This is a genomic window from Xanthomonas sp. D-36-1 (genome assembly GCF_017746155.1).
Lineage (GTDB): Bacteria > Pseudomonadota > Gammaproteobacteria > Xanthomonadales > Xanthomonadaceae > Xanthomonas > Xanthomonas cissicola.
Genome location: NZ_JAGHWR010000055.1, coordinates 1 through 22,590, shown reverse-complemented (window position 1 = coordinate 22,590; position 22,590 = coordinate 1). Strand labels below are relative to the sequence as shown.

General features: G+C 64.1%; 20 protein-coding genes. 13 read left to right on the top strand and 7 right to left on the bottom strand.

Going from position 1 to position 22,590, the window contains the following annotated elements:
- Window positions 1-332 precede the first annotated feature (332 nt).
- Window positions 333-1,157, bottom strand: coding sequence for an alpha/beta hydrolase (locus J7367_RS14965; RefSeq protein ID WP_007964368.1), 825 nt, complete (start codon window positions 1,155-1,157; stop codon window positions 333-335).
- A gap of 693 nt (window positions 1,158-1,850) precedes the next feature.
- The gene (locus tag J7367_RS14960; protein ID WP_057659469.1) at window positions 1,851-3,185 is read right to left on the bottom strand and encodes an Nramp family divalent metal transporter; all 1,335 of its coding nucleotides are present in this window, start codon (window positions 3,183-3,185) and stop codon (window positions 1,851-1,853) included.
- Window positions 3,186-3,327: 142 nt separating this feature from the next.
- Here J7367_RS14960 and mntR point away from each other — a divergent pair, with 142 nt between their 5' ends.
- The 3 genes from mntR to orn all read left to right on the top strand — a co-directional run bounded on the left by mntR (window position 3,328) and on the right by orn (window position 4,964).
- Complete coding sequence (gene mntR, locus J7367_RS14955) at window positions 3,328-3,795, top strand: manganese-binding transcriptional regulator MntR (RefSeq protein WP_022559153.1); 468 nt, start codon at window positions 3,328-3,330, stop codon at window positions 3,793-3,795.
- A complete protein-coding gene (gene tadA / locus J7367_RS14950) occupies window positions 3,792-4,307 on the top strand; it encodes a tRNA adenosine(34) deaminase TadA (protein ID WP_057659471.1) in 516 nt (171 codons plus the stop codon). Before mntR ends, tadA begins: the two co-directional genes overlap by 4 nt.
- Before the next feature lie 72 nt (window positions 4,308-4,379).
- Complete coding sequence (gene orn, locus J7367_RS14945) at window positions 4,380-4,964, top strand: oligoribonuclease (protein ID WP_007971273.1); 585 nt, start codon at window positions 4,380-4,382, stop codon at window positions 4,962-4,964.
- 218 nt (window positions 4,965-5,182) lie between these two features.
- Here orn and J7367_RS14940 read toward each other — a convergent pair whose 3' ends face one another.
- Both J7367_RS14940 and ppsA read right to left on the bottom strand, forming a co-directional pair.
- Entirely contained in the window at window positions 5,183-6,175 is a 993-nt protein-coding gene (locus J7367_RS14940) for a mechanosensitive ion channel family protein (RefSeq protein ID WP_057659473.1), read from the bottom strand.
- Window positions 6,175-8,553, bottom strand: a complete 2,379-nt coding sequence (gene ppsA / locus J7367_RS14935; RefSeq protein ID WP_057659475.1) for a phosphoenolpyruvate synthase — start codon at window positions 8,551-8,553, stop codon at window positions 6,175-6,177. The genes J7367_RS14940 and ppsA overlap by 1 nt, the downstream gene beginning before the upstream one ends.
- A 142-nt stretch (window positions 8,554-8,695) precedes the next feature.
- Between ppsA and J7367_RS14930 the strand changes: the two genes are divergently transcribed.
- The 3 genes from J7367_RS14930 (at window position 8,696) to J7367_RS14920 (ending at window position 10,773) form a co-directional block, all read left to right on the top strand.
- The gene (locus J7367_RS14930; RefSeq protein ID WP_003482830.1) at window positions 8,696-9,517 is read left to right on the top strand and encodes a pyruvate, water dikinase regulatory protein; all 822 of its coding nucleotides are present in this window, start codon (window positions 8,696-8,698) and stop codon (window positions 9,515-9,517) included.
- A gap of 188 nt (window positions 9,518-9,705) precedes the next feature.
- Window positions 9,706-10,215, top strand: a complete 510-nt coding sequence (locus J7367_RS14925) for a DUF1249 domain-containing protein (protein ID WP_007964391.1) — start codon at window positions 9,706-9,708, stop codon at window positions 10,213-10,215.
- A 69-nt stretch (window positions 10,216-10,284) separates the two neighbouring features.
- Window positions 10,285-10,773, top strand: a complete 489-nt coding sequence (locus tag J7367_RS14920; RefSeq protein WP_057659476.1) for an 8-oxo-dGTP diphosphatase — start codon at window positions 10,285-10,287, stop codon at window positions 10,771-10,773.
- A gap of 359 nt (window positions 10,774-11,132) precedes the next feature.
- On the opposite strand, the gene J7367_RS14915 is transcribed toward J7367_RS14920, so the two are convergent.
- Window positions 11,133-11,891, bottom strand: coding sequence for a 3-hydroxybutyrate dehydrogenase (locus J7367_RS14915; protein WP_057659478.1), 759 nt, complete (start codon window positions 11,889-11,891; stop codon window positions 11,133-11,135).
- An 84-nt stretch (window positions 11,892-11,975) separates the two neighbouring features.
- Between J7367_RS14915 and J7367_RS14910 the strand changes: the two genes are divergently transcribed.
- From J7367_RS14910 to J7367_RS14890, 5 genes are all read left to right on the top strand, one after another.
- Complete coding sequence (locus J7367_RS14910; protein ID WP_007964395.1) at window positions 11,976-12,638, top strand: CDP-alcohol phosphatidyltransferase family protein; 663 nt, start codon at window positions 11,976-11,978, stop codon at window positions 12,636-12,638.
- 54 nt (window positions 12,639-12,692) lie between these two features.
- Window positions 12,693-13,919: a class III poly(R)-hydroxyalkanoic acid synthase subunit PhaE gene (gene phaE / locus J7367_RS14905; protein WP_057659480.1), complete on the top strand. Its 1,227-nt coding sequence runs from the start codon at window positions 12,693-12,695 to the stop codon at window positions 13,917-13,919.
- Window positions 13,916-14,992, top strand: coding sequence for a class III poly(R)-hydroxyalkanoic acid synthase subunit PhaC (locus J7367_RS14900; RefSeq protein ID WP_057659482.1), 1,077 nt, complete (start codon window positions 13,916-13,918; stop codon window positions 14,990-14,992). Before phaE ends, J7367_RS14900 begins: the two co-directional genes overlap by 4 nt.
- 150 nt (window positions 14,993-15,142) lie before the next feature.
- Window positions 15,143-15,301 carry a PspC domain-containing protein gene (locus tag J7367_RS14895; RefSeq protein ID WP_057659484.1) on the top strand — a complete coding sequence of 53 codons (159 nt, stop codon included), beginning with the start codon at window positions 15,143-15,145 and terminating at the stop codon, window positions 15,299-15,301.
- An 8-nt stretch (window positions 15,302-15,309) separates the two neighbouring features.
- Window positions 15,310-15,786: a hypothetical protein gene (locus J7367_RS14890; RefSeq protein ID WP_007964398.1), complete on the top strand. Its 477-nt coding sequence runs from the start codon at window positions 15,310-15,312 to the stop codon at window positions 15,784-15,786.
- Here J7367_RS14890 and J7367_RS14885 read toward each other — a convergent pair.
- Entirely contained in the window at window positions 15,744-16,955 is a 1,212-nt protein-coding gene (locus J7367_RS14885; protein ID WP_057659486.1) for an FAD-dependent oxidoreductase, read from the bottom strand. The genes J7367_RS14890 and J7367_RS14885 overlap by 43 nt on opposite strands.
- A 193-nt stretch (window positions 16,956-17,148) precedes the next feature.
- On the opposite strand from J7367_RS14885, the gene J7367_RS14880 reads away from it, so the two are divergent.
- The gene (locus J7367_RS14880) at window positions 17,149-17,376 is read left to right on the top strand and encodes a hypothetical protein (RefSeq protein ID WP_017157548.1); all 228 of its coding nucleotides are present in this window, start codon (window positions 17,149-17,151) and stop codon (window positions 17,374-17,376) included.
- A gap of 102 nt (window positions 17,377-17,478) precedes the next feature.
- Window positions 17,479-19,839, top strand: a complete 2,361-nt coding sequence (locus J7367_RS14875; RefSeq protein WP_022559161.1) for a Tex family protein — start codon at window positions 17,479-17,481, stop codon at window positions 19,837-19,839.
- A gap of 497 nt (window positions 19,840-20,336) precedes the next feature.
- On the opposite strand, the gene J7367_RS14870 is transcribed toward J7367_RS14875, so the two are convergent.
- Window positions 20,337-22,590, bottom strand: a 2,254-nt coding sequence (locus tag J7367_RS14870) for a PAS domain S-box protein (RefSeq protein ID WP_057659488.1), incomplete at its 5' end; no start/stop codon positions are given.

The following is a 22,590-nucleotide window of genomic DNA, read 5'->3' as shown; positions in this document are numbered from 1 at the left end:
CGCTGGCGGCTAGCAGTCGAGCGCCATTGCGCAGCGGCGGGCCGCCATTTCCCGCAGACGCGTTGCGCGGCGCTCCGGCGACCGGCGTCGCGAACGCACGTGTCGGCAGCAGGACACGGCGCGCCGAGCGTTGCCTGCGAGCGATGCGCAGTCGCGTCCAAGCGCGTCGAAACCGGATCTATCACTGGCAAGGTGCCGGTATGAGCGCACCGTCGATGCGGGCTGACAACAACCTGTCTGAGTGCGTGAGCTGTTCTTGCACAATCCCTGACGCCAGATCAAAAAAGGCCGGCTCTCTCGAGCCGGCCTTTCGCTGATCCATTCAACCTCGATCAGGCGTTTGCGAACGCCAACAGATCCTTGTTGAACTGGTCCGCATGGGTAACGGTCAGGCCATGCGGCGCGCCGGCATAGATCTTCAATTCTGCATTCTTGATGATCTTGGCCGACATCTTGCCGGACGCATCGATCGGCACGATCTGATCGTCGTCGCCGTGTACCACCAGCGCCGGCACATCGATCTTCTTCAGGTCGGGCGTGTAATCGACTTCGGAAAATTCCCTGATGCAGTCGTACTGGCCCTTGTGCCCACCCAACATGCCCTGCAGCCAGAACGCATCGCGCATGCCTTGGGTGACCTTGTTGCCATCGCGGTTGGCGCCGAAGAACGGCGTGGTCAGGTCCTGGTAAAACTGCGACCGATCCTTGGCCACGCCGTCGCGAATGCCGTCGAACACGCTCATCGGCAGGCCGCCCGGGTTGGTCGGGCTCTTGACCATCTGCGGCGGCACGGCGCCCACCAGCACCACCTTGGCCACGCGCTTGCTTCCATGGCGGCCGACGTAATGCGCCACTTCGCCACCGCCGGTGGAATGGCCCACCAGGATTGCGTCTTTCAGATCCAGCGCCTCGATCACCGCAGCCAGATCGTCGGCGTAGGTATCCATATCGTTGCCGTCCCAGGTCTGCGACGAACGGCCGTGGCTGCGGCGGTCATGCGCAATCACGCGATAGCCGTGCTGGCCCATGAACAGCATCTGCGCATCCCAGGCATCGGCGCTAAGCGGCCAGCCGTGCGAAAACACGACCGGTTGGCCCTTGCCCCAGTCCTTGTAGAAAATAGTGGCGCCGTCGGGACGTTTGACGAAATTGGACATCTGCTTGACTCCGTGAGTGGACGAGTGGGGCGGCGAGGTGGATGGCATGCGCGTGGCCGCGGCAGCGCTGGCGAGATGTGGCAGCGATAACGCTGCCACGGCTGCCGTGCCGGAAATGAGAAAGTGGCGGCGCCCGGCATCGGCCGGATGCGCCTCGAACGGATCCATAAGAACTCCTGCAGGCGAGGGCATGCAGCCCGGCGGTCGCATGCGCGCGTTGGCGCGTCATGTCAGGCATGCCCAAGCAGCGCAAGGCCACTGCAGGCAACGGACAGACCGGTGCATGCGCCAAGTAGAGCGCGTGATGCTCGAGGCAGATTGCACGCGCGTGCGCAGTGCACCCACGAGTACAGAATGTGATCGATTCGCGCGATGCGCAGCCGTCATGGAAGAATCGTAAGCATGCGCACAGCGCTTGCAGCTGCTTCGAGCAAGTCTGGCGCGGTACTTCGCTCTTCAATCACGTCGCCGAACCTGTCTGGTGCGGCGAGGGCACCGCACCCCGACGCCGTCGATTCCGCTGAGAGACCTTGCCCACCCATCATTGCAGGACACGTTTTGGAATCTCTCAAGCATCACCAACAGCGATGGTGCGCGTTGAAGGGAAGAAAGCGCGACACCGTCTTCCAGTTGTCCGGGCGATAGGAAACACTTGATCGAACGCTGGCGCAATACCCGCACCGATGCCGCATCTCAATGCAGCGCGGTATCCCACAGCAGCTTCAGATTGAGGCATACGATCACCGCAGCGATCACCCACGCGATGCGTATCAGCCACGCTGGCGCTACCAGCGCGCCCATCAACTGCCGGTCGGACACGAAGCGCACCAGCGGAATCACCGCAAACGGCAGCTGCATCGACAACACCACCTGGCTGAGTACCAACAACCGTGCGGTACCGGCTTCGCCATACAGCCAGGTCACGATGACCACCGGCACGATGGCGATGCCGCGGGTGAGCAAGCGCCGTATCCATGGCGGCAGGCGTAATTGCAGGAAGCCTTCCATCACGATCTGCCCGGCCAGCGTTGCGGTCACGGTGGAGTTGATGCCCGAGGCGAGCAGCGCCACCGCAAACAGCGTCGAGGCCAGGCCGACGCCAAGCATCGGCGCCAGCAACGCATGCGCCTGTTCGATCTCCTGCACGTCGGTGCGGCCCTGCGCATGGAACACCGCCGCGGCCAGGATCAGGATCGAGGCGTTGATGAACAGCGCGAACATCAACGCCACCGTGCTGTCTGTGACCGCCCAACGCAGCGCGGATTTCCGGCCGACATCGGTCCGTGGATATGCGCGCGTCTGCACGATCGACGAGTGCAGATACAGGTTATGCGGCATCACCGTCGCACCGATGATGCCGATCGCCAGATACAACGCCTGCGGGTCGGTGACCACCTGGGCATGCGGAATGAAACCGCCCAGTACCGCCGCGATCGGTGGCGCGGCCAACGCGATCTGGATGCCGAAACACACGAAGATGATCAGCAGCAGCGCGATCACGAAGGCTTCCAGCGCGCGGAAACCGCGGTTCATCAGCAGCAGCACCAGCACCACATCCACCGCGGTGATGATCGCGCCCATGGTGAGCGGAATCCCGAACAACAGCTTCAACGCAATCGCGGTACCGATTACCTCGGCCAGATCGCAGGCGATGATGGCCAGCTCGCAAATGCCCCACAGGGCCAGATTGACGCCACGCGGATAACGCACGCGACAGGCCTGCGCCAGGTCCAGCCCGGTGGCGATACCCAGCCGCGCCGACAGGCCTTGCAGCACGATCGCCATCAGGTTCGACAACAGGATCACCGACAGCAGCAGGTAGCCGAACTGCGAGCCGCCGGCCAGATCGGTGGCCCAGTTGCCCGGGTCCATATAGCCCACCGACACCATGTAGCCAGGTCCCAGGAAGGCCAGCAGACGGAACCACCAATGGCCGCCGTTGGGCACGGAGACGCTGGCTTGGTGGTCGCCCAGACCGCCGATGGCGGTGGCTGACGATGGTGCTGAGGCGGCGGTGTCGGCGGGCATGCAGCTTGGTCGAAACGGGTCTAGCGAATGATATAGCAGTTGCTATGCTATTGAGCATTGGCAATTTCAATCGTATTGATCTGCTGCGTGCTTCAAACTATGCGCTCCGGCATCGATGCCGGCGACGATGACGAGGAAGAGGGTGGGCAAGAGCGAAAAGGTGGAAGCGGCCGCGCCGGTCCTGATCGATGCGCAGGTGCACATGGAGAGCTTCCGTCAGGTACGCGAAGCGCGCCGCGCCGAGCTGGTCGAGGACTACGTGGAGCTGATCTCCGATCTACTGGTGGATGGCGGCGAGGCACGTCAGGTCGATATCGCGGCGCGCCTGGGCGTCGCGCAGCCCACCGTGGCCAAGATGCTCAAGCGGCTGGTGCGCGACGGTTGGGTCGTGCAGCGGCCCTACCGCGGGGTGTTCCTGACCCCGGCCGGCGAGGCGCTGGCCGCATCCAGCCGGCAGCGCCACCAGATTGTGGAGCGCTTCCTGCTTGCGCTCGGCATCGATGAAGCCACCGCGCGTCGCGACGCGGAGGGCATCGAACACCATGTCAGCGAAGCCACGGTTGCCGCGTTCGCCGCGTTCCTGGACCGCCAGGGCGGTTCGGCCCCGTGAGCATGCCCACCGCTACGCCGACCGATACGCCGCACGCGACGATCGATATGCACTGGATGCAGCACGCCTTGCAATTGGCCGAGCGTGCCGAGCGCGACTATGACGAGATCCCGGTGGGCGCGGTGCTGGTCGATGCGCAAGGCAACGTGCTTGGCGAAGGCTGGAACTTCAATATCGCCAGCCACGATCCCAGCGCGCATGCCGAAATCGTGGCGATGCGCGAAGCCGGGCGCAGGCTGGCCAATCACCGCCTGATCGGCTGCACGCTCTACGTCACCCTGGAGCCGTGCGCGATGTGCGCGATGGCGATGATTCATGCGCGGATCGCGCGCGTGGTGTTCGCCGCCTGCGATCCCAAGACCGGCGCCTGCGGCAGCGTCTTCGACCTGCTGGCCGACCCGCGCCACAATCATCGCGTGCAGGTCAGCGGCGGCGTGCTCGCGGCCGAGGCGAGCCTGCGGCTGACCAATTACTTCAGGGCCAAACGCGGCAAGCCGCCACTTGCGCCCTGAGCGACGCGGCCGCGGTATGATGCGCGCCCTTTCCAGCACCCGGCCGGCGACGGCCCCCCACAGGACGGCGACATGGCAGAGAACCTTGCAGGCAACGACCGACTGATCTGGATCGATCTGGAAATGACCGGCCTGGATACCGATCGCGATTCCATCATCGAGATCGCCACCATCGTGACCGATGCGCAGTTGAACGTGCTTGCCGAGGGGCCGGAACTGGCCATTGCGCATCCGCTGGAAACCCTGGAAGCGATGGACGAATGGAACCGCAATCAGCATCGCCGCTCGGGTCTGTGGCAGCGCGTGCTCGACAGTCAGGTGACCCACGCGCAGGCCGAAGCGCAGACGGTGGCATTCCTGGGCGAGTGGATCCGCGCCGGCGCCTCGCCGATGTGCGGCAACTCGATCTGCCAGGATCGCCGCTTCCTGCACCGGCAGATGTCGCGCCTGGAGCGCTATTTCCATTACCGCAACCTGGACGTGTCGACCATCAAGGAGCTTGCGCGACGTTGGGCGCCGACGGTGGCCAACGGGTTTGCCAAGAGTTCTGCGCATACCGCCCTGAGCGATGTGCGCGATTCAATCGACGAGTTGCGCCACTATCGTCAGTTCATGGGGGCGCTTGGTGGCGATACCCAGGCCGACGTGCCGGCCTGAGCGCTGGCCATGGCGTGGTTGCATGCTGTTGGCGTCTCACTGGTGTCCAACGCCAACGGCACGCACGCGTGCGGCAGCTAATTTCCAAGCCGACTGCGCGGGTTGGAAGCCACACGGTGGCAACGCATCCAATAAATGCATCCAACACGAAAAGCATCAACAAAAAGGCCGCATCGTTCGACGCGGCTTTTTGCTTTTCCATCACGCCATCGCGTGCATCAACGCGCCAATGAAGGCCCCTTGCTCAGGTCGCCATCGTCGGCGATGCCTTTCAGCAACAGGTCGGAGATCGGCTTGCCATCGGCATCGTGGTGATACACGTGCAGGTCGCGCTGCGGGTAGGGGATGTTGAGTCCGTTTTCCAGCAACTGGTTGCGGATCTGCTCCAGCGTGGTGCTCTTGGCGGCGCCGAAGTTGCCGTTGGTCGCATACGCGAACAACATCAGGTCGACCGTACTCTCGCCCAGGTTGGTCACCTGCACGAATGGTGCAGGCGATTCCAGGATGTTCGGGTTGTCCTGGGCGATCTGCAGCAACAGCTGCTGCGCTTTCTTCAGATCGTCTTCATAGCCCACGCCGACCGTCACTTCCAGGCGGCGGTTGGGCAAGGTGCTGTAGTTGACGATGGGGGCAGTGGTAATCGTGCTGTTTGGCAGGGTGATCATGCGTTCGTCGAACGAACGGATCCTGGTCTGGAAGATCCGGATCTCGTCGACGATGCCTTCCTGGCCGGCAATCAATACGTGATCACCATCGCGCATCGGCCGCAGCACGATGAGCATCACGCCAGCAGCGATGTTGGACAGCGAATCCTTCAGCGCAAGACCGACCGCCAGGCCCGCTGCGCCGAGCACTGCGATCAGCGAGGTCGGTGGCACACCGATCTGACTCAACGCGCTGACGAAAACCAACACCAGCAACAACGCGTACATCACGTTGCGCAGGAAGTTGGTGAGCGTGATCTCGACGCGTGCGCGGGTAAGCGCACGGTGCAACCATTGACTGAGTTGCCGCGCCAGCCACATGCCGACCACGACGATCAGCAGTGCCATCCCCCAATTGACCGCGTACTGCGCCCACGGGATGGCGGCCCAATTGAAGGCCGGCTCGCTGGTCGCGGCCGGCTTCGCGGCTGCCGCTCCTGCTGCCGCAACCGGTTTTGCAGCAGCTGCCCCTGCAGCTGCCGCCCACATTGCACCCATCGGTCCCATCAGCCCTCGCTCTTGAGCTTGGCCAGACGCAGCCAGGTGTCGACCACGGTGTCAGGATTCAATGAAACCGATTCGATGCCTTCCTGCATCAGCCATTCGGCCAGTTCCGGGTGGTCGGACGGCCCCTGGCCGCAGATACCCACGTACTTGCCCTTGGCGCGCGCCGACTTGATCGCCATCGACAGCAGCTTCTTCACCGCCGGATTCCGCTCGTCGAACAGGTGCGCGACGATCGACGAATCGCGATCCAGGCCCAGGGTGAGCTGGGTCAGGTCGTTGGAGCCGATCGAGAAGCCGTCGAAGATCTCCAGGAACTCATCGGCCAGCAGCGCGTTGGACGGCAGCTCGCACATCATGATGATCTTTAGCCCGTTCTCTCCTTGCTTGAGCCCGTTCTGCTCCAGCACTTCGATCACCTTGCGACCTTCTTCCAGCGTGCGCACGAACGGGATCATCACCCAGAGGTTGTCCAGGCCCATCTCGTTACGCACCTTGAGCACCGCCTTGCATTCCAGCGCGAACGCCTTGGTGAAGGAGGGGTCGACGTAACGGCTGGCGCCGCGGAAGCCGATCATCGGGTTTTCTTCATGCGGCTCGTAACGCGAACCGCCGATCAGGTTGGCGTATTCGTTGGACTTGAAGTCCGACAGACGCACGATCACCGTATTCGGCGCAACCGACGCGGTCAGCGTAGCGATGCCTTCGGCCAGGCGATTGACATAGAAGCTCACCGGATCGCCATAACCGGCAATCTTGGCGTCGATCTTCTTGCGAACGTCGGCGTCCTGCTTGTCGTATTCCAGCAGCGCGTTCGGGTGGATGCCGATGTGCGCAGCGATTATCATCTCAAGACGCGCAAGACCAATGCCGGCATTGGGCAACTGGCCGAAGTCGAAGGCCCGCTCCGGGTTGGCCACGTTCATCATGATCTTGAGCGGGGCAGGCGGCATGTTGCCCAGATCGGTGGTGGTGCGCTCGAACGGCAGCAGGCCCTCGTAGATGAAGCCGGTGTCGCCTTCGGCGCAACTGACCGTCACTTCCTGGCCGTCGCTGAGCACGTCGGTGGCATTGCCCGAGCCCACCACCGCCGGCACGCCGAGTTCACGCGCGATGATCGCTGCATGGCAGGTGCGGCCGCCGCGGTTGGTGACGATGGCAGAGGCGCGCTTCATCACCGGCTCCCAATCGGGGTCGGTCATGTCCGCAATCAACACATCGCCAGCCTGGACGCGATTCATGTCGTCCAGCGAGCGCACCACACGTGCCACGCCGCTACCGATCTTGGCACCGACGGCGCGGCCTTCGGCCAGGATCTTGGCGTCCTTGGCTTCCAGCGCAAACCGTTCGATCTGGGTCGCGTGGCTGCGCGACTTCACCGTCTCAGGACGCGCCTGCACGATGAACAACTTGCCGCTGACCCCGTCCTTGGCCCACTCGATGTCCATCGGGCGGCCGTAATGCTTTTCGATCACCAATGCCTGCTTGGAAAGTTCCTGCACGTCCTCGTCGCTGATCGAGAAGGTGCTGCGCAGTTCCACCGGCGTGTCTTCGGTGCGCACCCGCTCGCTGGGCACGTCCGAATAGACCATGCGGATGGCCTTGCTGCCGAGCGAGCGGCGCAGGATCGCCGGCTTGCCTGCAGTGAGCGTGGGCTTGTAGACATAGAACTCGTCCGGGTTAACCGCGCCCTGCACGACCATTTCGCCCAGGCCGAAGCTCGATGTGACGAACACCACATCGCGGAAACCGGATTCGGTGTCCAGCGTGAACAACACGCCGGCCGCACCCACGCCCGAGCGCACCATCAACTGCACGCCGGCCGACAGGAACACGTCTTCGTGCTTGAAGCCGTGATGCACGCGATAGGCGATCGCACGATCGTTGTAGAGGCTGGCGAACACTTCCTTGACCTTGTGCACCACATCGTCGGCGCCGGTCACATTGAGGAAGGTCTCCTGCTGGCCTGCGAACGAGGCGTCCGGCAGGTCCTCGGCGGTTGCCGAGGAGCGCACGGCCACGGCAACCTGGCCGCCGCCGTTTTCGGCGCACAACTGGGCGTAGGCGCTGCGGATGTCGCGGTCCAGTTCGGGCTGCAGCGGGGCATCGATCACCCAGCCGCGGATTTCCTTGCCGGCCAGCGTGAGTGCGTTGACGTCTTCGACATCCAGCGTTGCCAGCTTGTCGAAGATGCGCTTGGACAGATCGTTGTGTGCGATGAAGTCCTTGAAAGCTTCCGCGGTGGTCGCATATCCACCGGGAACCGAGACGCCCAACCCGGCCAGGTTGCCGATCATCTCGCCAAGTGAGGAATTTTTACCGCCTACGCGGGCCAGGTCGGCCAGGCGTAGCTCATGCAACCACAGGATATTCTCGTTCAAGCGCGATGCTCCGTAAGGCCATCGCCCGAGCGGGCTGAATGGCCGCGACCGTAGGAAGAAGCCGCTATGATGCAGTGCACAGCGGAACCTGCACAAGCATGAATCCGTAAGTTTTGGACACCAGTTCAAAGAGGTGGTCTTGATGTCAACAATTCGGCCGGTGTTTTACGTCTCCGATGGAACCGGTATCACCGCTGAAACGATTGGGCATAGCCTGCTCACGCAGTTCAGCGGTTTCAACTTCGTCACCGACCGCATGTCGTTCATCGATGATGCAGATAAAGCGCGCGATGCGGCCATGCGTGTGCGCGCCGCAGGCGAGCGGTACCAGGTGCGCCCGGTCGTGGTCAATTCGTGCGTCGATCCACAATTGAGCATGATCCTGGCCGAAAGTGGCGCGCTGATGCTGGATGTGTTCGCACCCTTCATCGAGCCGCTGGAGCGCGAGCTCAATGCGCCGCGTCATTCGCGCGTGGGCCGCGCGCACGGCATGGTCGACTTCGAAACCTATCACCGCCGCATCAACGCGATGAACTTCGCGCTGAGTCATGACGATGGCATTGCGCTCAATTACGACGAGGCCGATGTGATCCTGGTGGCGGTGTCGCGCGCGGGCAAGACACCGACCTGTATCTATCTGGCCTTGCATTACGGCATTCGCGCCGCCAACTATCCGCTCACCGATGAAGATCTGGAAAACGAGCAGTTGCCTCCGCGGTTGCGTAATTACCGCAGCAAGTTGTTCGGTTTGACCATTGATCCTGAGCGGTTGCAGCAAATTCGTCAGGAGAGGCGCGCCAATTCGCGCTACAGCGCGGCAGAGACCTGCCGGCGTGAAGTGGCGATCGCCGAGCGCATGTTCCAGATGGAGCGCATTCCCTCGCTCAGCACCACCAACACCTCGATCGAAGAAATCTCCAGCAAGGTGTTGTCCACTCTGGGCTTGCAGCGCGAGATGTTTTGATCGGGGATCAGGCTTGGCAGCCGCCACGAGGCTCTTGCGAACGTGCGCACCGGATGGAGCGCTACCGGTGCCGTTGCGGCGGCGGCTAGGGGAGTAAAGCGGGCGGGGCAGTGCTCCACCAAGGTAGGCCTGTCGTTGGGCCCCCGTCAATGCTGCCCGTGCGGCGGCGCAGCGTGTAGGATCGGTCCATGGCGCAAGCACTGAGCAAACTCGAACGCATTCCCAAACTGAGCCGCTTCGGCTGGCTGATGGGCTTGTATGCAGAAAACTTCCAACATCTGACCCGGTTATTTGCCCCGGCCGATCTGGCGCCGGGCTCGTACGTGTCCTCGATCGGCGATGGCCTGAACCTGCGGCTGGACGTGATCGAATGCCACCGCTACACGGTGGAACTGCGCCTGACCTACGACCTGTGCGACCCGGTCACCGGCGAGCCGGACCCGTCGGCGTATGTGCGGCTGTACCGCGATGCGCGCCAGGCCGAGACCACGCATTGCTATGTCGGTCGGCGCTGGCAGGACGTGATGGGCATGTTCCCGCCGCCGGCCGAGCTGATCAGCCACCGCATGCGCATGAATACGTTTCTGGGCAAGTGGCTGGAGTATTTGGCCGAACGCGGACACGGCGTTGCGACCCTGCGCCTGGATACCGATCGCGTGGCACCGCCGCGCCCGAACCCGCAGGCCGCCGTCGGCTGAGCCGGCGTTGCCGCCGCGTGCGCATGTCGCTTCAGTCATACTGATGCGCTTCGTGTCAGATCCCATGCCATGCCCTATACCCCGATTGTCGCCACGCTCGGCTACCTGTTGTCGCCGGACGGCACCCAGGTGCTGATGATCCATCGCAATGCCCGCCCCGGCGACCAGCATCTGGGCAAATACAACGGCCTGGGCGGCAAGATGGAGCCGGACGAAGACGTGCTGGCTTGCATGCGCCGCGAGATACGCGAGGAAGCCGGCGTCGACTGCGGCCAGATGCAGTTGCGCGGCACCATCAGCTGGCCGGGCTTCGGCAAGCAGGGCGAAGACTGGCTGGGCTTCGTGTTCCTGATCCACAGCTTCGAGGGCACACCGCACATCTCCAATCCGGAGGGGACGCTGGAGTGGATCGCGATCGAGCGGATGGATCAGGTGCCGATGTGGGAAGGCGACCGCAATTTCCTGCCGCTGGTATTTGATGGCGATCCGCGCCCGTTCCACGGCGTCATGCCCTATCGCGACGGGCGCATGCAGTCGTGGACGTATTCGCGGATCTGATCGCTGCGCGTGCACAGCGTGGGGCGCGTGCCGCCGGCACTGCGCCGGCAGAGATCTAGCCGGGCCCGACTGCTGTAGATCGACGTCCTCGGCGCGGGAGATAGGTCAGCGGACCAGCGCTGCACATCCGATCGGCGAGCCGTGCCGGCTGGCAGCGCAGCATTCAGTCCAGCCAGGCTCAACCGTTCGGCGTTGCAGATCGAGCGTCGGGGAGTCTCTCGGTTTTCCGCAGAACGGCAGGCCTCGCCCACTTCTCCACACCCCCTGTGGATGGACGCTGCGCAAGTCTGTGGACAAGTGCGCGGACCCCCTGCGCCATCTGGCACGCGCGATGGCTGATCAAAATTTCGCCAGTGTGATCATTGGGCCGTCCAGCCGCCATCGATGGCGATGGCCTGCCCGGTGATGTTGCGCGCGGCATGCGACATCAGAAACGCCACGGTGCCGGCCAGCTCGTCGTAGTCGATGAAGGCGCCCTTGGGCATCGGCTTGAGCATCACATCGCGCACCACCTCGTCCTCGGTGATGCCGCGGATGCGCGCCTGATCGGCAATCTGCCGTTCCACCAGCGGCGTACGCACATAGCTGGGGCAGAGCGTGTTGACGGTGATGTCGCAATCGGCGGTTTCCAGCGCGATGACTTTGGTCAGGCCGACCAGGCCATGCTTGGCGGCCACATACGCACTTTTGTATGGGCTGGCCACCAGCGAGTGGATGCTGCCGATATTGACGATGCGGCCATAGCCGGCCGTACGCATGCCGGGCAGCACGGCGCGACTGAGGCGTGCGGCGCCGGTGAGCATCACATCCACCAGCAGCGCCCACTGCTGCATCGGGAACTCCTCGAGTGCGGCCACATGCTGCAGGCCGGCGTTGTTCACCAGTACCTGCGGGGCGCGCGATGCATTGGCCAGTGCCCGCGCAATGCTGTCTGCATCGGTCACGTCCAACGCCAGCGCCTCCGCCGAGCCGCCTGCCTGGCGCAATGCATCCGCCGTGCGCTCGGCGGCCGCTAGCTGCACATCGCTGACGAGCAGATGATGGCCGTCGGCCGCCAGTTGGGTGGCGATACCGGCGCCAATGCCGCTGCCCGCGCCGGTGATCAGGATGCTGCGCATCGGATGTCCTCGTGAAGTCGTGCGCGGCCGGGAGCGGTCACGCGGATCGCCAGCCTAGCCGAGTGCAGCGAAACGGTCGCCTGCATGGCGCGCGCGCGTTACCCTTTGTGTCTTGCTCACCTTAGGTTCCGCATGAAACGCCATTTTTCGATGCTGCGCGATTTCCAACTCGCGGACTGGTTCACGCTTGCCAACGCGTTCTGCGGCACCGGTGCGGTGTTTGCGGCCATGCGGTTCCTGCAAGAGGGGCATCGCGGCGATCTGCTGCTTGGCATGGCATTGATCCCGCTGGCGTTCGTGTTCGATGCGCTGGACGGGCACGTGGCACGCTGGCGCAAAGCGTCGTCCACGCTGGGCCGCGAACTGGATTCGTTGGCGGACGTGATCTCCTTCGGCGTGGCGCCGGCGGCGTTGGGCTATGCCTGCGGCATGCGCGGCGGTTGGGACTGGCTGGTGCTGAGCTATTTCGTCTGCTGCGGGGTCAGCCGGCTGGCGCGCTACAACGTCACTGCCGAAGAGATCGCTGGCGAGGCCGACAAGGTGCCGTATTTCGAAGGCACGCCCATTCCGACCAGCCTGGTACTGGTGATCCTGCTCGCGGTTGCCGCCAGCAGCGGGCACATCGGCGACACCTTGTGGTGGGGCCAATGGCAGCTGGGGCCATGGCAGTTCCATCCGCTGGTGCTGCTGTTTGCGGTGTCCGGCTCGCTGATGATCAGCAAGACGCTGCGTATCCCCAAACCCTGAGCGGCACACCGCGACGCACGCGGTAGGATGGCTGGGTAAAGGTCACTGGATGGGATGATGGCAAGCAGCGGTTCGGACAACGGCAACTTCGACGACAAGGCGCGCCAATACTGGGCTGCCTGGGGAGATGCCATGCGCCACGGCCAGGCCGGCGCCGCTGCGCAACAACCGCCGCCCACGTCCGGTAGCGACGCCCCGCAGGATTGGCGCAAGGCCGTGGATTGGTGGTCGCAAGTGCTGCCCACCCAGGCCGCCCCGCAGGCGCAGGAAGCCATCGACCGCTTTCGCACCCAGGCCGGCGATTGGTTCGGCACCATGCAGCAGGTGGCCGCGCAGTTTGCCGGGCACGACACCTCGGCCAATGAAGTCGCCGATGCCTGGCGCCAGGCCGTACAAGGGCAGGGCGAGCAGCTGATGCAGTGGACGCTGGGTTCGCTGCGCGGCGGCAGCCCGGGCGGGTTCGACCCGTGGCTGCAGGACGCGGCGCAAGCGCTGCAAAAGTGGCGCGAGGAAAATGCGCCCTGGCTGGACATGCCGGCGTTCGGGTTGAACCGCAACCACCAGTCGCGCCTGCAGAAACTGGCACGCGCGCAGCAGGAGTTCCAGGCCCAGTCGGAGGCCTATGGCGAGCAACTCAAGGCCTCGATCGAGCAGGCGTTTGCGCGTTTCGCGTCCAAGCTGAGCGAGCACGAGAGCAGCGGCAGCCAGTTGACCAGCGCCCGCGCCCTGTTCGATCTATGGATCGAAGCGGCCGAAGAGTCCTATGCCGATGTCGCCTTGTCGGAGCAGTTCGGCAAGGTGTACGGCGGCTTTGCCAACGCGCACATGCGCCTGCGCGCTGCGCTGCAGGAAGAGGTCGAGCAACTCAGCGAACGCTTCGGCATGCCCACACGTTCGGAGATGGACGCCGCGCATCGCCGCATTGCCGAACTGGAACGCCTGGTCAGGCGGATGCTGCGTAACGCAGCTTCGCCGGCGAGCAAGCCCGCTGCATCGGCGCAGCGTGCACCGGAGACACCGGCAGCGGGCAAGCGCGCGTCGTCCGCCGGGGCCAGCGCTGTCGCGCGGCCGGCCGGCGCAGCACGGGCAGTCAAGCAGGGTGCATCGAAGAAGGCGCCCGTCGACAAGACCGCGACGAAAAAGGCGGCTCCCAAAAAGACGCCAGCCGTTGCTAAGTCGACGAAAACGACCTCGCCCAAGAGGCACGGTGGCGCGACATCCTCGCCCGAGCCTGCGGCCCGCAAACGCGCCGCAGCTAAAAAACGTGGAGCGCAGGCATGAAAGGCCCATTGGGATTCAGCGCCGAAGACCTGATGCAGGAAACCCTGTCGATGCAACGCAAGTTGCGCGAAGGGCTCAAGCTGCTGCCGGGCGTGGACGATGTGGATTACGGCGTCACCGAGCGCGAAGAAATCTGGCGCGACGGCAAGGTGGTGCTATATCGCTTCATCGGCGAGCAGGCGCCGGTGGCCAAGACGCCGCTGCTGATCGTCTATGCATTGGTCAATCGCCCCTACATGGTCGATCTGCAGGCGGACCGCTCGCTGGTGAAAGGGCTGTTGAGTCACGGCCAGGACGTCTACGTGCTGGATTGGGGCTACCCGGACCGCTCCGAGCGCTACCTCACCCTGGAAGATTATTTGCTGCGCTACATCGACGGCGCGGTGGATCATCTGCGCGCGCAGTCCGGGCTGGACGCGATGGATGTGCTCGGCATCTGTCAGGGCGGAACGTTCTCGTTGTGCTACGCCGCGCTGCAACGCGACAAGGTGCGCAACCTGATCACCATGGTGACGCCGGTGGATTTCCATACTCCCGACAACATGCTGTCCAACTGGGCTCGCATGGTCGATGTGGATCTGTTCGTGGACACCATGGGCAACGTGCCCGCGGATCTGATGAACGCCAGTTACCTGATGCTCAAGCCGTTCCGGCTCAATCTGCAGAAATACGTGGGCCTGCTCGACATCCTCGACGACAAGCAGGCGCTGGAAGATTTTCTGCGCATGGAAAAGTGGATCTTCGATTCGCCCGACCTGGCGGGCGAGGCTTTCCGCGAATTCGTCACCGTGTTCTATCAGCGCAACGGGCTGGTCACCGGGCAGGTGAGCATCGGGGGGCAGGCGGTCGATCTGCAGGCGCTCGACATGCCGGTGCTGAATATCTACGCCGAACACGACCACCTGGTGCCGCCGGACGCTTCACGGGCGCTAGGAGGGCTGGTCGGCAGCGACGACTACAGCGAACTGAGCTTCCGTGGCGGGCATATCGGGATCTACGTCTCCGGGCGTGCGCAGCGCGAGGTGCCGGTAGCAATCCATCGCTGGCTGCAGGAACGTGGCGGCAATGCCTGAGATCGCTGCCTGCACGCGCAGGTGACGCTGCGCTGAGCAGGCCCGGCGGCCGTCACGATCCGCAGCGGCCGCGTTTTCTAGACTGTTGGCTACGTTCTGCAGGAGTCTTGCCATGTCTACACCACGCTGTCCCGCTCCCTCAACGATCGCATGATCGCCGGTGTCGTTGGCGGCATCGCGCGCCGTTTTGGCTGGAGCTCCACGCTGCTGCGCATTTTGTTCGTGATCGTATCGATCGCCTCGGCCGCGTTTCCCGGCATCCTGGTCTATCTGATCCTGTGGCTGCTGATCCCCAACCAGGCCGATTGAAGCCGGTAATGCGCGGGCTGCCTGCATTGCAGGCGCTTGGCGCGGTGTGGACGCTGCCCAATACCTTGATCGGGCTTGCGATCGGCGCGGCCGGATGGTGTTTTGGCGCGCGTCCCGTCTGGTCGCCGCGGGAACACGCCGTGGTCTTCCGCGCCTGGCCATGGGGCCCGGGTGGCGCGATGACATTGGGCAACGTGATCCTGCTCAACGGTGCATCGCTCGACCTGCAGTGCAGTACCTACGCGCACGCCGCAGGCCGTTGCCGACATCCACCGGTGCGCCTGGGCGACCACGAGCGCGCGCATGTCTATCAGTACATGCTGCTGGGGCCACTGTTTCTGCCCGTATATTTTCTGTGCGGCGGTATCCATGTGCGCAACCCGCTGGAGCGGGCTGCCGATACGTACGCGATGCATGGCCATGGTTGGTGGCCGTGGGAGTTTCAACCCAAGCGCGAGAAGCCGAACAATCCGGACAGCGGATGAGGCGTGCTCTCCAGTTGTGCGCGCAATAAGCCTGCACCAATGGCGCTATAGGTAATTCCGTTGCCGCCATAGGCCATCGCGAACGACACGCGCGGACCGAGTTCGGCATGCGGCCCGAAGAACGGCAATCCATCGGCAGTCTCTGCGAAGGTGCCGGCCCATGCGAACGCACGGCGCAGTCGCATATCGGGCATGGTCTTGCCAATTTTCTTCAGCAGCGTCTTGAGCTTGCTCTGCACGCGTGCGTCGCGGCGCGCGGGAATGTCGATGCTGTCGTCTTCTCCGCCAGCGACCACGCGCCCGTCCGGTGTGCTGCGCACGTACAGATACGGGCGCGCGGTTTCCCACATCATGGTGTGCTTGAGCGCACCCATGTCGCTGTCGTGCAGGGGGTCGGTCACGAAGGCGTAGCTGCTGCGATTGCGCGCCACCGGCTGCGAGAGCCAGCGCTGGTTGCCATAGCCGGCCGCCAGGATCACGTGACGGGCACGCACGCCCACACCGTCTTCGGTGCGCAGGTCGACGTGCGGCTCGTGCGGTTCGATCGAGGCAATGGCGGTGCGGTCGTGGATGCGTACGCCGTACTGCTCGCACTCGGAAAACAGGCGGTAGCAGAGGCGGTACGGGTCCACGCTGGCGGCCAGGCGGCTCAGGATCGCGCCATCCGAGTGCACGCCGTAGTTGTGCCAGAGCGGCTCGCGTTCGATCCATTCCACCGGCAGTTTGTGCGCCTTGCGGGCCTCCAGCTCGCTGCGCAGGTCTTTTATGTCGCGCGGGCGGCTGGCGTAGTACAGGCTGTCCTGGCGCGTGAAGTCGGTGCCGCCGAAGGTATTGCACAGGCCCTGCAGGTCGAGGATGGCCTGCGCGCAGGCGCCATAGGCCAGCGCCGCTGCCTGCATGCCGTGCTGTTTGGCCAGTTCGATCATCGGCGTATCGATTTCGTATTGAAGCAATGCGGTGCTGGCCGAGGTGCTGCCCCAGCCGATGTCGCGCTGTTCGATCACCACCACTTCGTGCCCATGGCGCAGCAATTCGTGCGCAATCAGCGCAGCGGTCACGCCACCACCGACGATGGCGACTTCGCAGACGGTGTCTTGCTCCAGGCGCGGGTAGGCGCGCATCAACCCGTTGCGGATCGACCAGAACGGGTAGCCACTTTTGAGGTCCATGCGGTGTCGATCAGCGAGCAGGCGGATGGCGATTGGACGGCCAAGCGGGGTGAAGCGGCCGTGAGGCGAGCCCGGCCTTGCCGCCGTCACCAAACGGCAAACAGCCGGCGTTAACGTGCGTGGAAAGCTCCTCACGGCGCGCTGGGTATCCTCCCACCACAACGCAGCAACAGCAGCAGAAGAGGGTGTGGGTATGTCGATTGTCCTGTACGTCGGTGGCAGCAAAGATGGCGACAAGGGCGTGGTGCCTTACGGTTTCAGCAAGTCGCGCGCGATGACCGATGCTGGCCCGGAGGTGTATGTCGAACGCATGGTGCCGCTGAAGGATGTCGGCAAGGTGCGCGTGATGGCGCTGGAATCGCTGCACGAAAGCATTCTGGTCGAACGTGCCGCCACCCATTACGCACGTCAGGTCAGCTGAGCGCGGCTGCATAGGTTTACGGCGGCGTTGTCAACGGGTTTCCGTGGCGGGCCGGCACTGCGAAAATGCATTTTTCAGTGAAGCGGTTTACGCCGCGCCGTCATGCACGATAGCCAGCTTGCCCAGCAGATTGCTCGCACCATCGCCGATGAGATCGGTGCCCAACCCGCCCAGGCGCACGCCGCCATCGCCCTGCTCGACGAGGGCGCCAGCGTCCCCTTCATCGCCCGCTACCGCAAGGAAGTCACCGGCGGCCTGGACGACACGCAACTACGCAATCTGGAAACGCGCCTGACCTATCTGCGCGAGTTGGAAGAGCGCCGCGCGGCGATCCTGTCCAGCATCGGCGAGCAGGGCAAGCTCAGCGATGAATTGCGCAACGAGATCGTGGCGGCCGACACCAAGTCGCGACTGGAAGACCTGTACCTGCCTTACAAGCCCAAGCGCCGCACCCGCGCACAGATCGCACGCGAAGCCGGGCTGGAGCCATTGGCCGATGGCCTGTTGGCGGACCCGACGCAGTCCCCGGACGTGGCCGCGGCGGCCTTCATCGATGCCGAAAAGGGCGTGGCCGACAGCAAGGCGGCGCTGGAAGGCGCGCGCGCCATCCTGATGGAGCGCTGGGGTGAAGATGCCGCACTGGTCGGTGAGCTGCGCAGCTGGCTAGGCGATAACGGCGTGATCCGCGCACGGGTCGCCGAGGGCAAGGAAGAGGCCGGTGCCAAGTATCGTGATTACTTCGATCACGCCGAAACGCTGGCGAAGATTCCCTCTCACCGCTTGCTGGCGCTGTTTCGCGCACGCCGCGAGGAAATCCTGTACCTGGATCTGGATCCGGGCAGCGATGCCGAGGCCGGGCACCAGTACGCCGAAGGCCGCGTGGCGCGCAATGCCGGTATCTCCAACGAAGGCCGTCCGGCCGATCGCTGGTTGCTGGATGCGTGCCGGCTGACCTGGCGCGCCAAGCTGCATATGCACTTGCTGTTGGACCTGTTCAATCAGGCGCGCGAAAAGGCCGAGGCCGAGGCGATCGCGGTGTTCGGCGACAATCTCAAGGACCTGATGTTGGCGGCGCCGGCAGGCCCGCGCGTAGTGCTTGGGCTGGATCCGGGCATCCGTACCGGTTGCAAGATCGCCGTGGTCGATGCCACCGGCAAGCTGGTGGCCACCGAAACGATTTATCCGCACGAGCCGAAGCGGCAGTGGGATCAGTCGCTGCAGACCATCAAAAAATTGTGCATGCAGCACAACGTGGAGCTGATCGCGATCGGCAACGGCACCGCCAGCCGCGAGACCGACAAGCTGGCCGGTGAGGCGATTGCGCTGTGCGGCGCGGCCAAATTACAGAAGGTGGTGGTGAGCGAGGCGGGCGCATCGGTGTATTCGGCCTCGGAGTTCGCGGCCAAGGAATTTCCGAATCTGGATGTATCGCTGCGTGGTGCCGTGTCGATCGCGCGCCGTCTGCAGGATCCATTGGCCGAACTGGTGAAGATCGAGCCCAAGGCGATCGGCGTGGGCCAGTACCAGCACGATGTGGATCAATACCGTCTGGCCAAGGCATTGGAAGCGCGGGTGGAGGACTGCGTCAACGCGGTCGGTGTGTACGTCAATACCGCCTCGGCGGCGTTGTTGTCGCGCGTGTCCGGTTTGTCGGGCACGGTAGCGGAAAATATCGTGCGTCACCGCGACGACAATGGCCCGTTCAAGCGGCGCAAGGACTTGCTCAAGGTGCCGCGGCTGGGCGACAAGACCTTCGAGCAATGCGCCGGTTTCCTGCGCATTGCCGATGGCGACGAGCCGCTGGACGTGTCGGCGGTGCATCCGGAAGCGTATCCGGTGGTCGAGCGCATCGTTGGCAGCACCGGCAAGCCGATCAAGGCATTGCTGGGCGACGGCAGTTTTCTGCGTGGCCTGAAGCCGGAGATGTTCACCGACGACCAATTCGGTGTGCCGACGGTGCGCGACATCCTCAAGGAGCTGGAAAAACCCGGCCGCGATCCGCGCCCCGAGTTCAAGGCGGCGCAGTTCGCCGAAGGCATCGAGGACATCAAGCACCTCAAGCCGGGCATGGTGCTCGAAGGTGTGGTCAGCAATGTGGCCGCGTTCGGTGCGTTCGTCGATATCGGCGTGCATCAGGATGGACTGGTGCACATCTCGGCGTTGTCGGAAACCTTCGTCAAGGATCCACGCGATGTGGTCAAGGCCGGCGACATCGTCAAGGTCAAGGTGCTGGAAGTGGATGTGGCGCGAAAGCGCATCGCGCTGACCTGCCGTTTGTCCGATACGCCGCCAGCGGCGGATGGCTCTGCGCAACCGCGCGATGCTCGCGGCAGCGGTCCGGGGCAGGGCAGGCGCGATGGTGGTGGACGCGGTCAGGCGCAGGCCAACAGCAAACCGCGGATCACCGCACCGCCGGCAGACAATGCGCTGGCAGCGGCATTCGCGCGTGCCAAACGTAGCTAAGTCGCGCTTTTGATGGTTTGGTTGATCGGCGTGGTTCGGTGGCGTGGCATGGATCTAACGTCGTAATGGGCTGATCTGCGGCTTGGCTGCAGGGCCCTTGCCCGCTCACCATCGCAGGACACGCTGCAAGTACGTCCTTGTAAGCTCCTTGGCGGCATCCATGCCGCCAAGGGTCACGCGACGGTGAGCGGGCAAGGACCAGTGGAGTTGGTCGGTATGCAGAGTTTTCAACGCAGCTAGCAACCAACGACGCGGTGTTCCTCGCTTTTCAACAAGCCCAGCAAACTGTCTGGTGCGGTGTCCCTGCCGCCATCGGGCCCCCAAGGACGGGTTCACGGCGTGTCCTGCGAACGGCGAGGGCACCGCGCACTCGGCCAAGCAAGCTTTTCACTCTCTCAGTGCTGTAGAAAGTGAAAGCACCCGATGCCGCGAGGTGTCGTTGATTTGGTCAATCAACGACAAGGTGCTGGCCAGCCATGCTCTGGTGCTATCAGGCCTCATCTCGTACTGCGTGTCGGCAAGATCAAGCGTTCGATCAGATCGACCAGGCCTGGCGGTTCCACCGGCTTGCCCATGTGCGCATCGAAGCCGGCCACTACCGCGCGGTCGCGGTCTTCTTCGCGGACATAGGCGGTGAGGGCGACGGCCGGAATATGCCGTGGCAGATCGGCGCGGCCCGAACGCACCGTGCGGATCAGATCGTAGCCATCGCGCACTGGCATCGCGATATCGCTGACCAACACATCGAAGTGCGCGTTCGCCAGGCAGTGCTCGGCAGCGTCCACCGACCCGGCAGCCTGCACCTGCGCGCCGGCCAGCATCAGGAACTGCATCACCGCTTCGCGCGAATCCTGATCGTCGTCGACCAGCAGGACGCGCGCACCAGCCAGGCGGTCGCGGCACTCGTCCGGCAGCGCGCCCACGTGGGGGGTATCTGCCGAGGCAGGGCGCAGGTCGCTCACCCCGTGCTGAAACGGCAACACGATGGTAAATAGCGCGCCGTGGCCTTCGCCCGCGCTGGACGCGCCCAGGCTGCCGCCATGCAGGTCCACCAACTGACGCGAAATCGACAGGCCCAGCCCCAGGCCGCCCACGCGTCGGGTGGTGCCTGCATCGGCCTGACGAAAACGGTCGAACACATGCGGCAGGAACTCCGCCGCAATGCCGATCCCGGTGTCCTGCACGCACAGGCGCAGGCGCTCGTCTTCGACGTCCATCGCCACGCGCACCGTGCCGCCGGCAGGAGTGAATTTCAGCGCATTGCTGAGTAGGTTGGTCAGCACCTGCTGCAGTCGCCCGGCATCGCCGAAGAACCACAGTTCGCCATCGCAAGGCGCATCCAGCTCCAGTGCGATCTTGCGCGTCAACGCGGTCGGCTGCATGAGTTCCAGCGCGCTGCGCACCAACCCTGCAATATCGAAATGCTCGGCCTGCAGGCGGATCTTGCCGGACAGGATCGCGCTCATATCCAGCAGGTCGTCGATGATCTGCGTCTGCGCGCGCGCACTGCGTTCGATGATCACCAGTCCGCGGCCCAGATTGGCCGGATCTGCGATGTCCGATTGCATCAACCGGGACCAACCCAGGATCGCGTTGAGTGGCGTGCGCAACTCATGGCTGAGCGTTGCCAGGAATTCGTCCTTGACCCGGTTGGCATGCTCGGCCTGCGCGCGCGCGGCGGTTTCCGCCTGCAACGACAGCTTGAGCTTGGCATCCACCCGGGTGCGTTCGATGACGATGCCGGCCAGGTGCGAGGCCGAGCGCGCCATCGCCTGCTCGCGTAAGGATGGTAGGTGAGGGCGGTCGTAATAGATATTGAGCGTGCCCAATACCTGTCCGTTGCTGGCCAGGATCGGGGTGACGCAACACGCGGCGATGCCCATCGCCGCCGAGATCGCATGGTGGGCGCTGAAGCTTGCATCGGCCTGGATATCGGTGCAGATGACCTGACGACCCAGATGCGCCGACAGGGCGCAGGGCGGACCCTCCGGCCCGATCGGCGAGGGCTCGAAGTGCCCGCGGTACTCGATCGGAAAATGCGGTGCCGAGCCGAAACTCAAGGTGTGGCGGACCTCATCGCGCACCATCACCGAGCAGTACAACGGGATTTCACCACGTGCCTCCACGCTCAGTGCGATCGCATCCAGCACCGCCGGCAACGGCGCACCGGTGGTGATCAAACTCAGGATCGCGCGGTCGGAGGCGGTGGCATCTTCGATGTGCTTGCGTTCGGAGATGTCGGTGAGCGAGCCGATGTGCCCTAGGAAACGCCCGTCGCTGGCGAAGTGCGGCGACGCGGTGTCGATGCACCAACGGTATTGCCCATCGTGCCGGCGCACGCGGTATTCGGCGAGGAATTCGCCGCGTTGATCGAGCGCCTGTTCGAAGGCGTGCCGCACGCGTGCTGCATCGTCGGGATGCATCACATCCCACCAGCCCTGGTCCAGGGCCTGGTCTTCCCCCTGTCCGGTAAAGTCGTACCAGCGCGGATTCCAGTACACGCAATCGCCTTGCGCGTCGGCCATCCAGATCATCGCTGGCACCGTCTCGCAGAGCGCACGGAAGCGCACTTCGCTTTCGCGTAATTGCTGTTCGAATGCGCGCCGGTCATGAATGTCGGTGTAGGTACCGATCCACTCGCTGATGCTGCCCTCGTCGCCGCGCACCGGTAGCGCGCGCACCAGGTGCCAGCGCGATTGCCCATCGTGACGCAGCAGTTCGCACTCCACTTCTAAGGAAGGTCTGATCAAC

Bases quoted from the DNA above. Each gene is read 5' to 3' on its own strand.
- J7367_RS14920 (WP_057659476.1), top strand. From the start codon at position 10,285: ATGCCCTATACCCCGATTGTCGCCACGCTCGGCTACCTGTTGTCGCCG.
- phaE (WP_057659480.1), top strand. From the start codon at position 12,693: ATGATGGCAAGCAGCGGTTCGGACAACGGCAACTTCGACGACAAGGCG.
- J7367_RS14960 (WP_057659469.1), bottom strand. From the start codon at position 3,185: ATGCCCGCCGACACCGCCGCCTCAGCACCATCGTCAGCCACCGCCATC.
- J7367_RS14880 (WP_017157548.1), top strand. From the start codon at position 17,149: ATGTCGATTGTCCTGTACGTCGGTGGCAGCAAAGATGGCGACAAGGGC.
- J7367_RS14965 (WP_007964368.1), bottom strand. From the start codon at position 1,157: ATGTCCAATTTCGTCAAACGTCCCGACGGCGCCACTATTTTCTACAAG.
- J7367_RS14930 (WP_003482830.1), top strand. From the start codon at position 8,696: ATGTCAACAATTCGGCCGGTGTTTTACGTCTCCGATGGAACCGGTATC.
- orn (WP_007971273.1), top strand. From the start codon at position 4,380: ATGGCAGAGAACCTTGCAGGCAACGACCGACTGATCTGGATCGATCTG.
- J7367_RS14875 (WP_022559161.1), top strand. From the start codon at position 17,479: ATGCACGATAGCCAGCTTGCCCAGCAGATTGCTCGCACCATCGCCGAT.
- J7367_RS14890 (WP_007964398.1), top strand. From the start codon at position 15,310: ATGCGCGGGCTGCCTGCATTGCAGGCGCTTGGCGCGGTGTGGACGCTG.
- J7367_RS14900 (WP_057659482.1), top strand. From the start codon at position 13,916: ATGAAAGGCCCATTGGGATTCAGCGCCGAAGACCTGATGCAGGAAACC.
- J7367_RS14940 (WP_057659473.1), bottom strand. From the start codon at position 6,175: ATGGGACCGATGGGTGCAATGTGGGCGGCAGCTGCAGGGGCAGCTGCT.
- J7367_RS14895 (WP_057659484.1), top strand. From the start codon at position 15,143: ATGATCGCCGGTGTCGTTGGCGGCATCGCGCGCCGTTTTGGCTGGAGC.
- J7367_RS14885 (WP_057659486.1), bottom strand. From the start codon at position 16,955: ATGGACCTCAAAAGTGGCTACCCGTTCTGGTCGATCCGCAACGGGTTG.
- J7367_RS14925 (WP_007964391.1), top strand. From the start codon at position 9,706: ATGGCGCAAGCACTGAGCAAACTCGAACGCATTCCCAAACTGAGCCGC.
- J7367_RS14915 (WP_057659478.1), bottom strand. From the start codon at position 11,891: ATGCGCAGCATCCTGATCACCGGCGCGGGCAGCGGCATTGGCGCCGGT.
- J7367_RS14910 (WP_007964395.1), top strand. From the start codon at position 11,976: ATGGCGCGCGCGCGTTACCCTTTGTGTCTTGCTCACCTTAGGTTCCGC.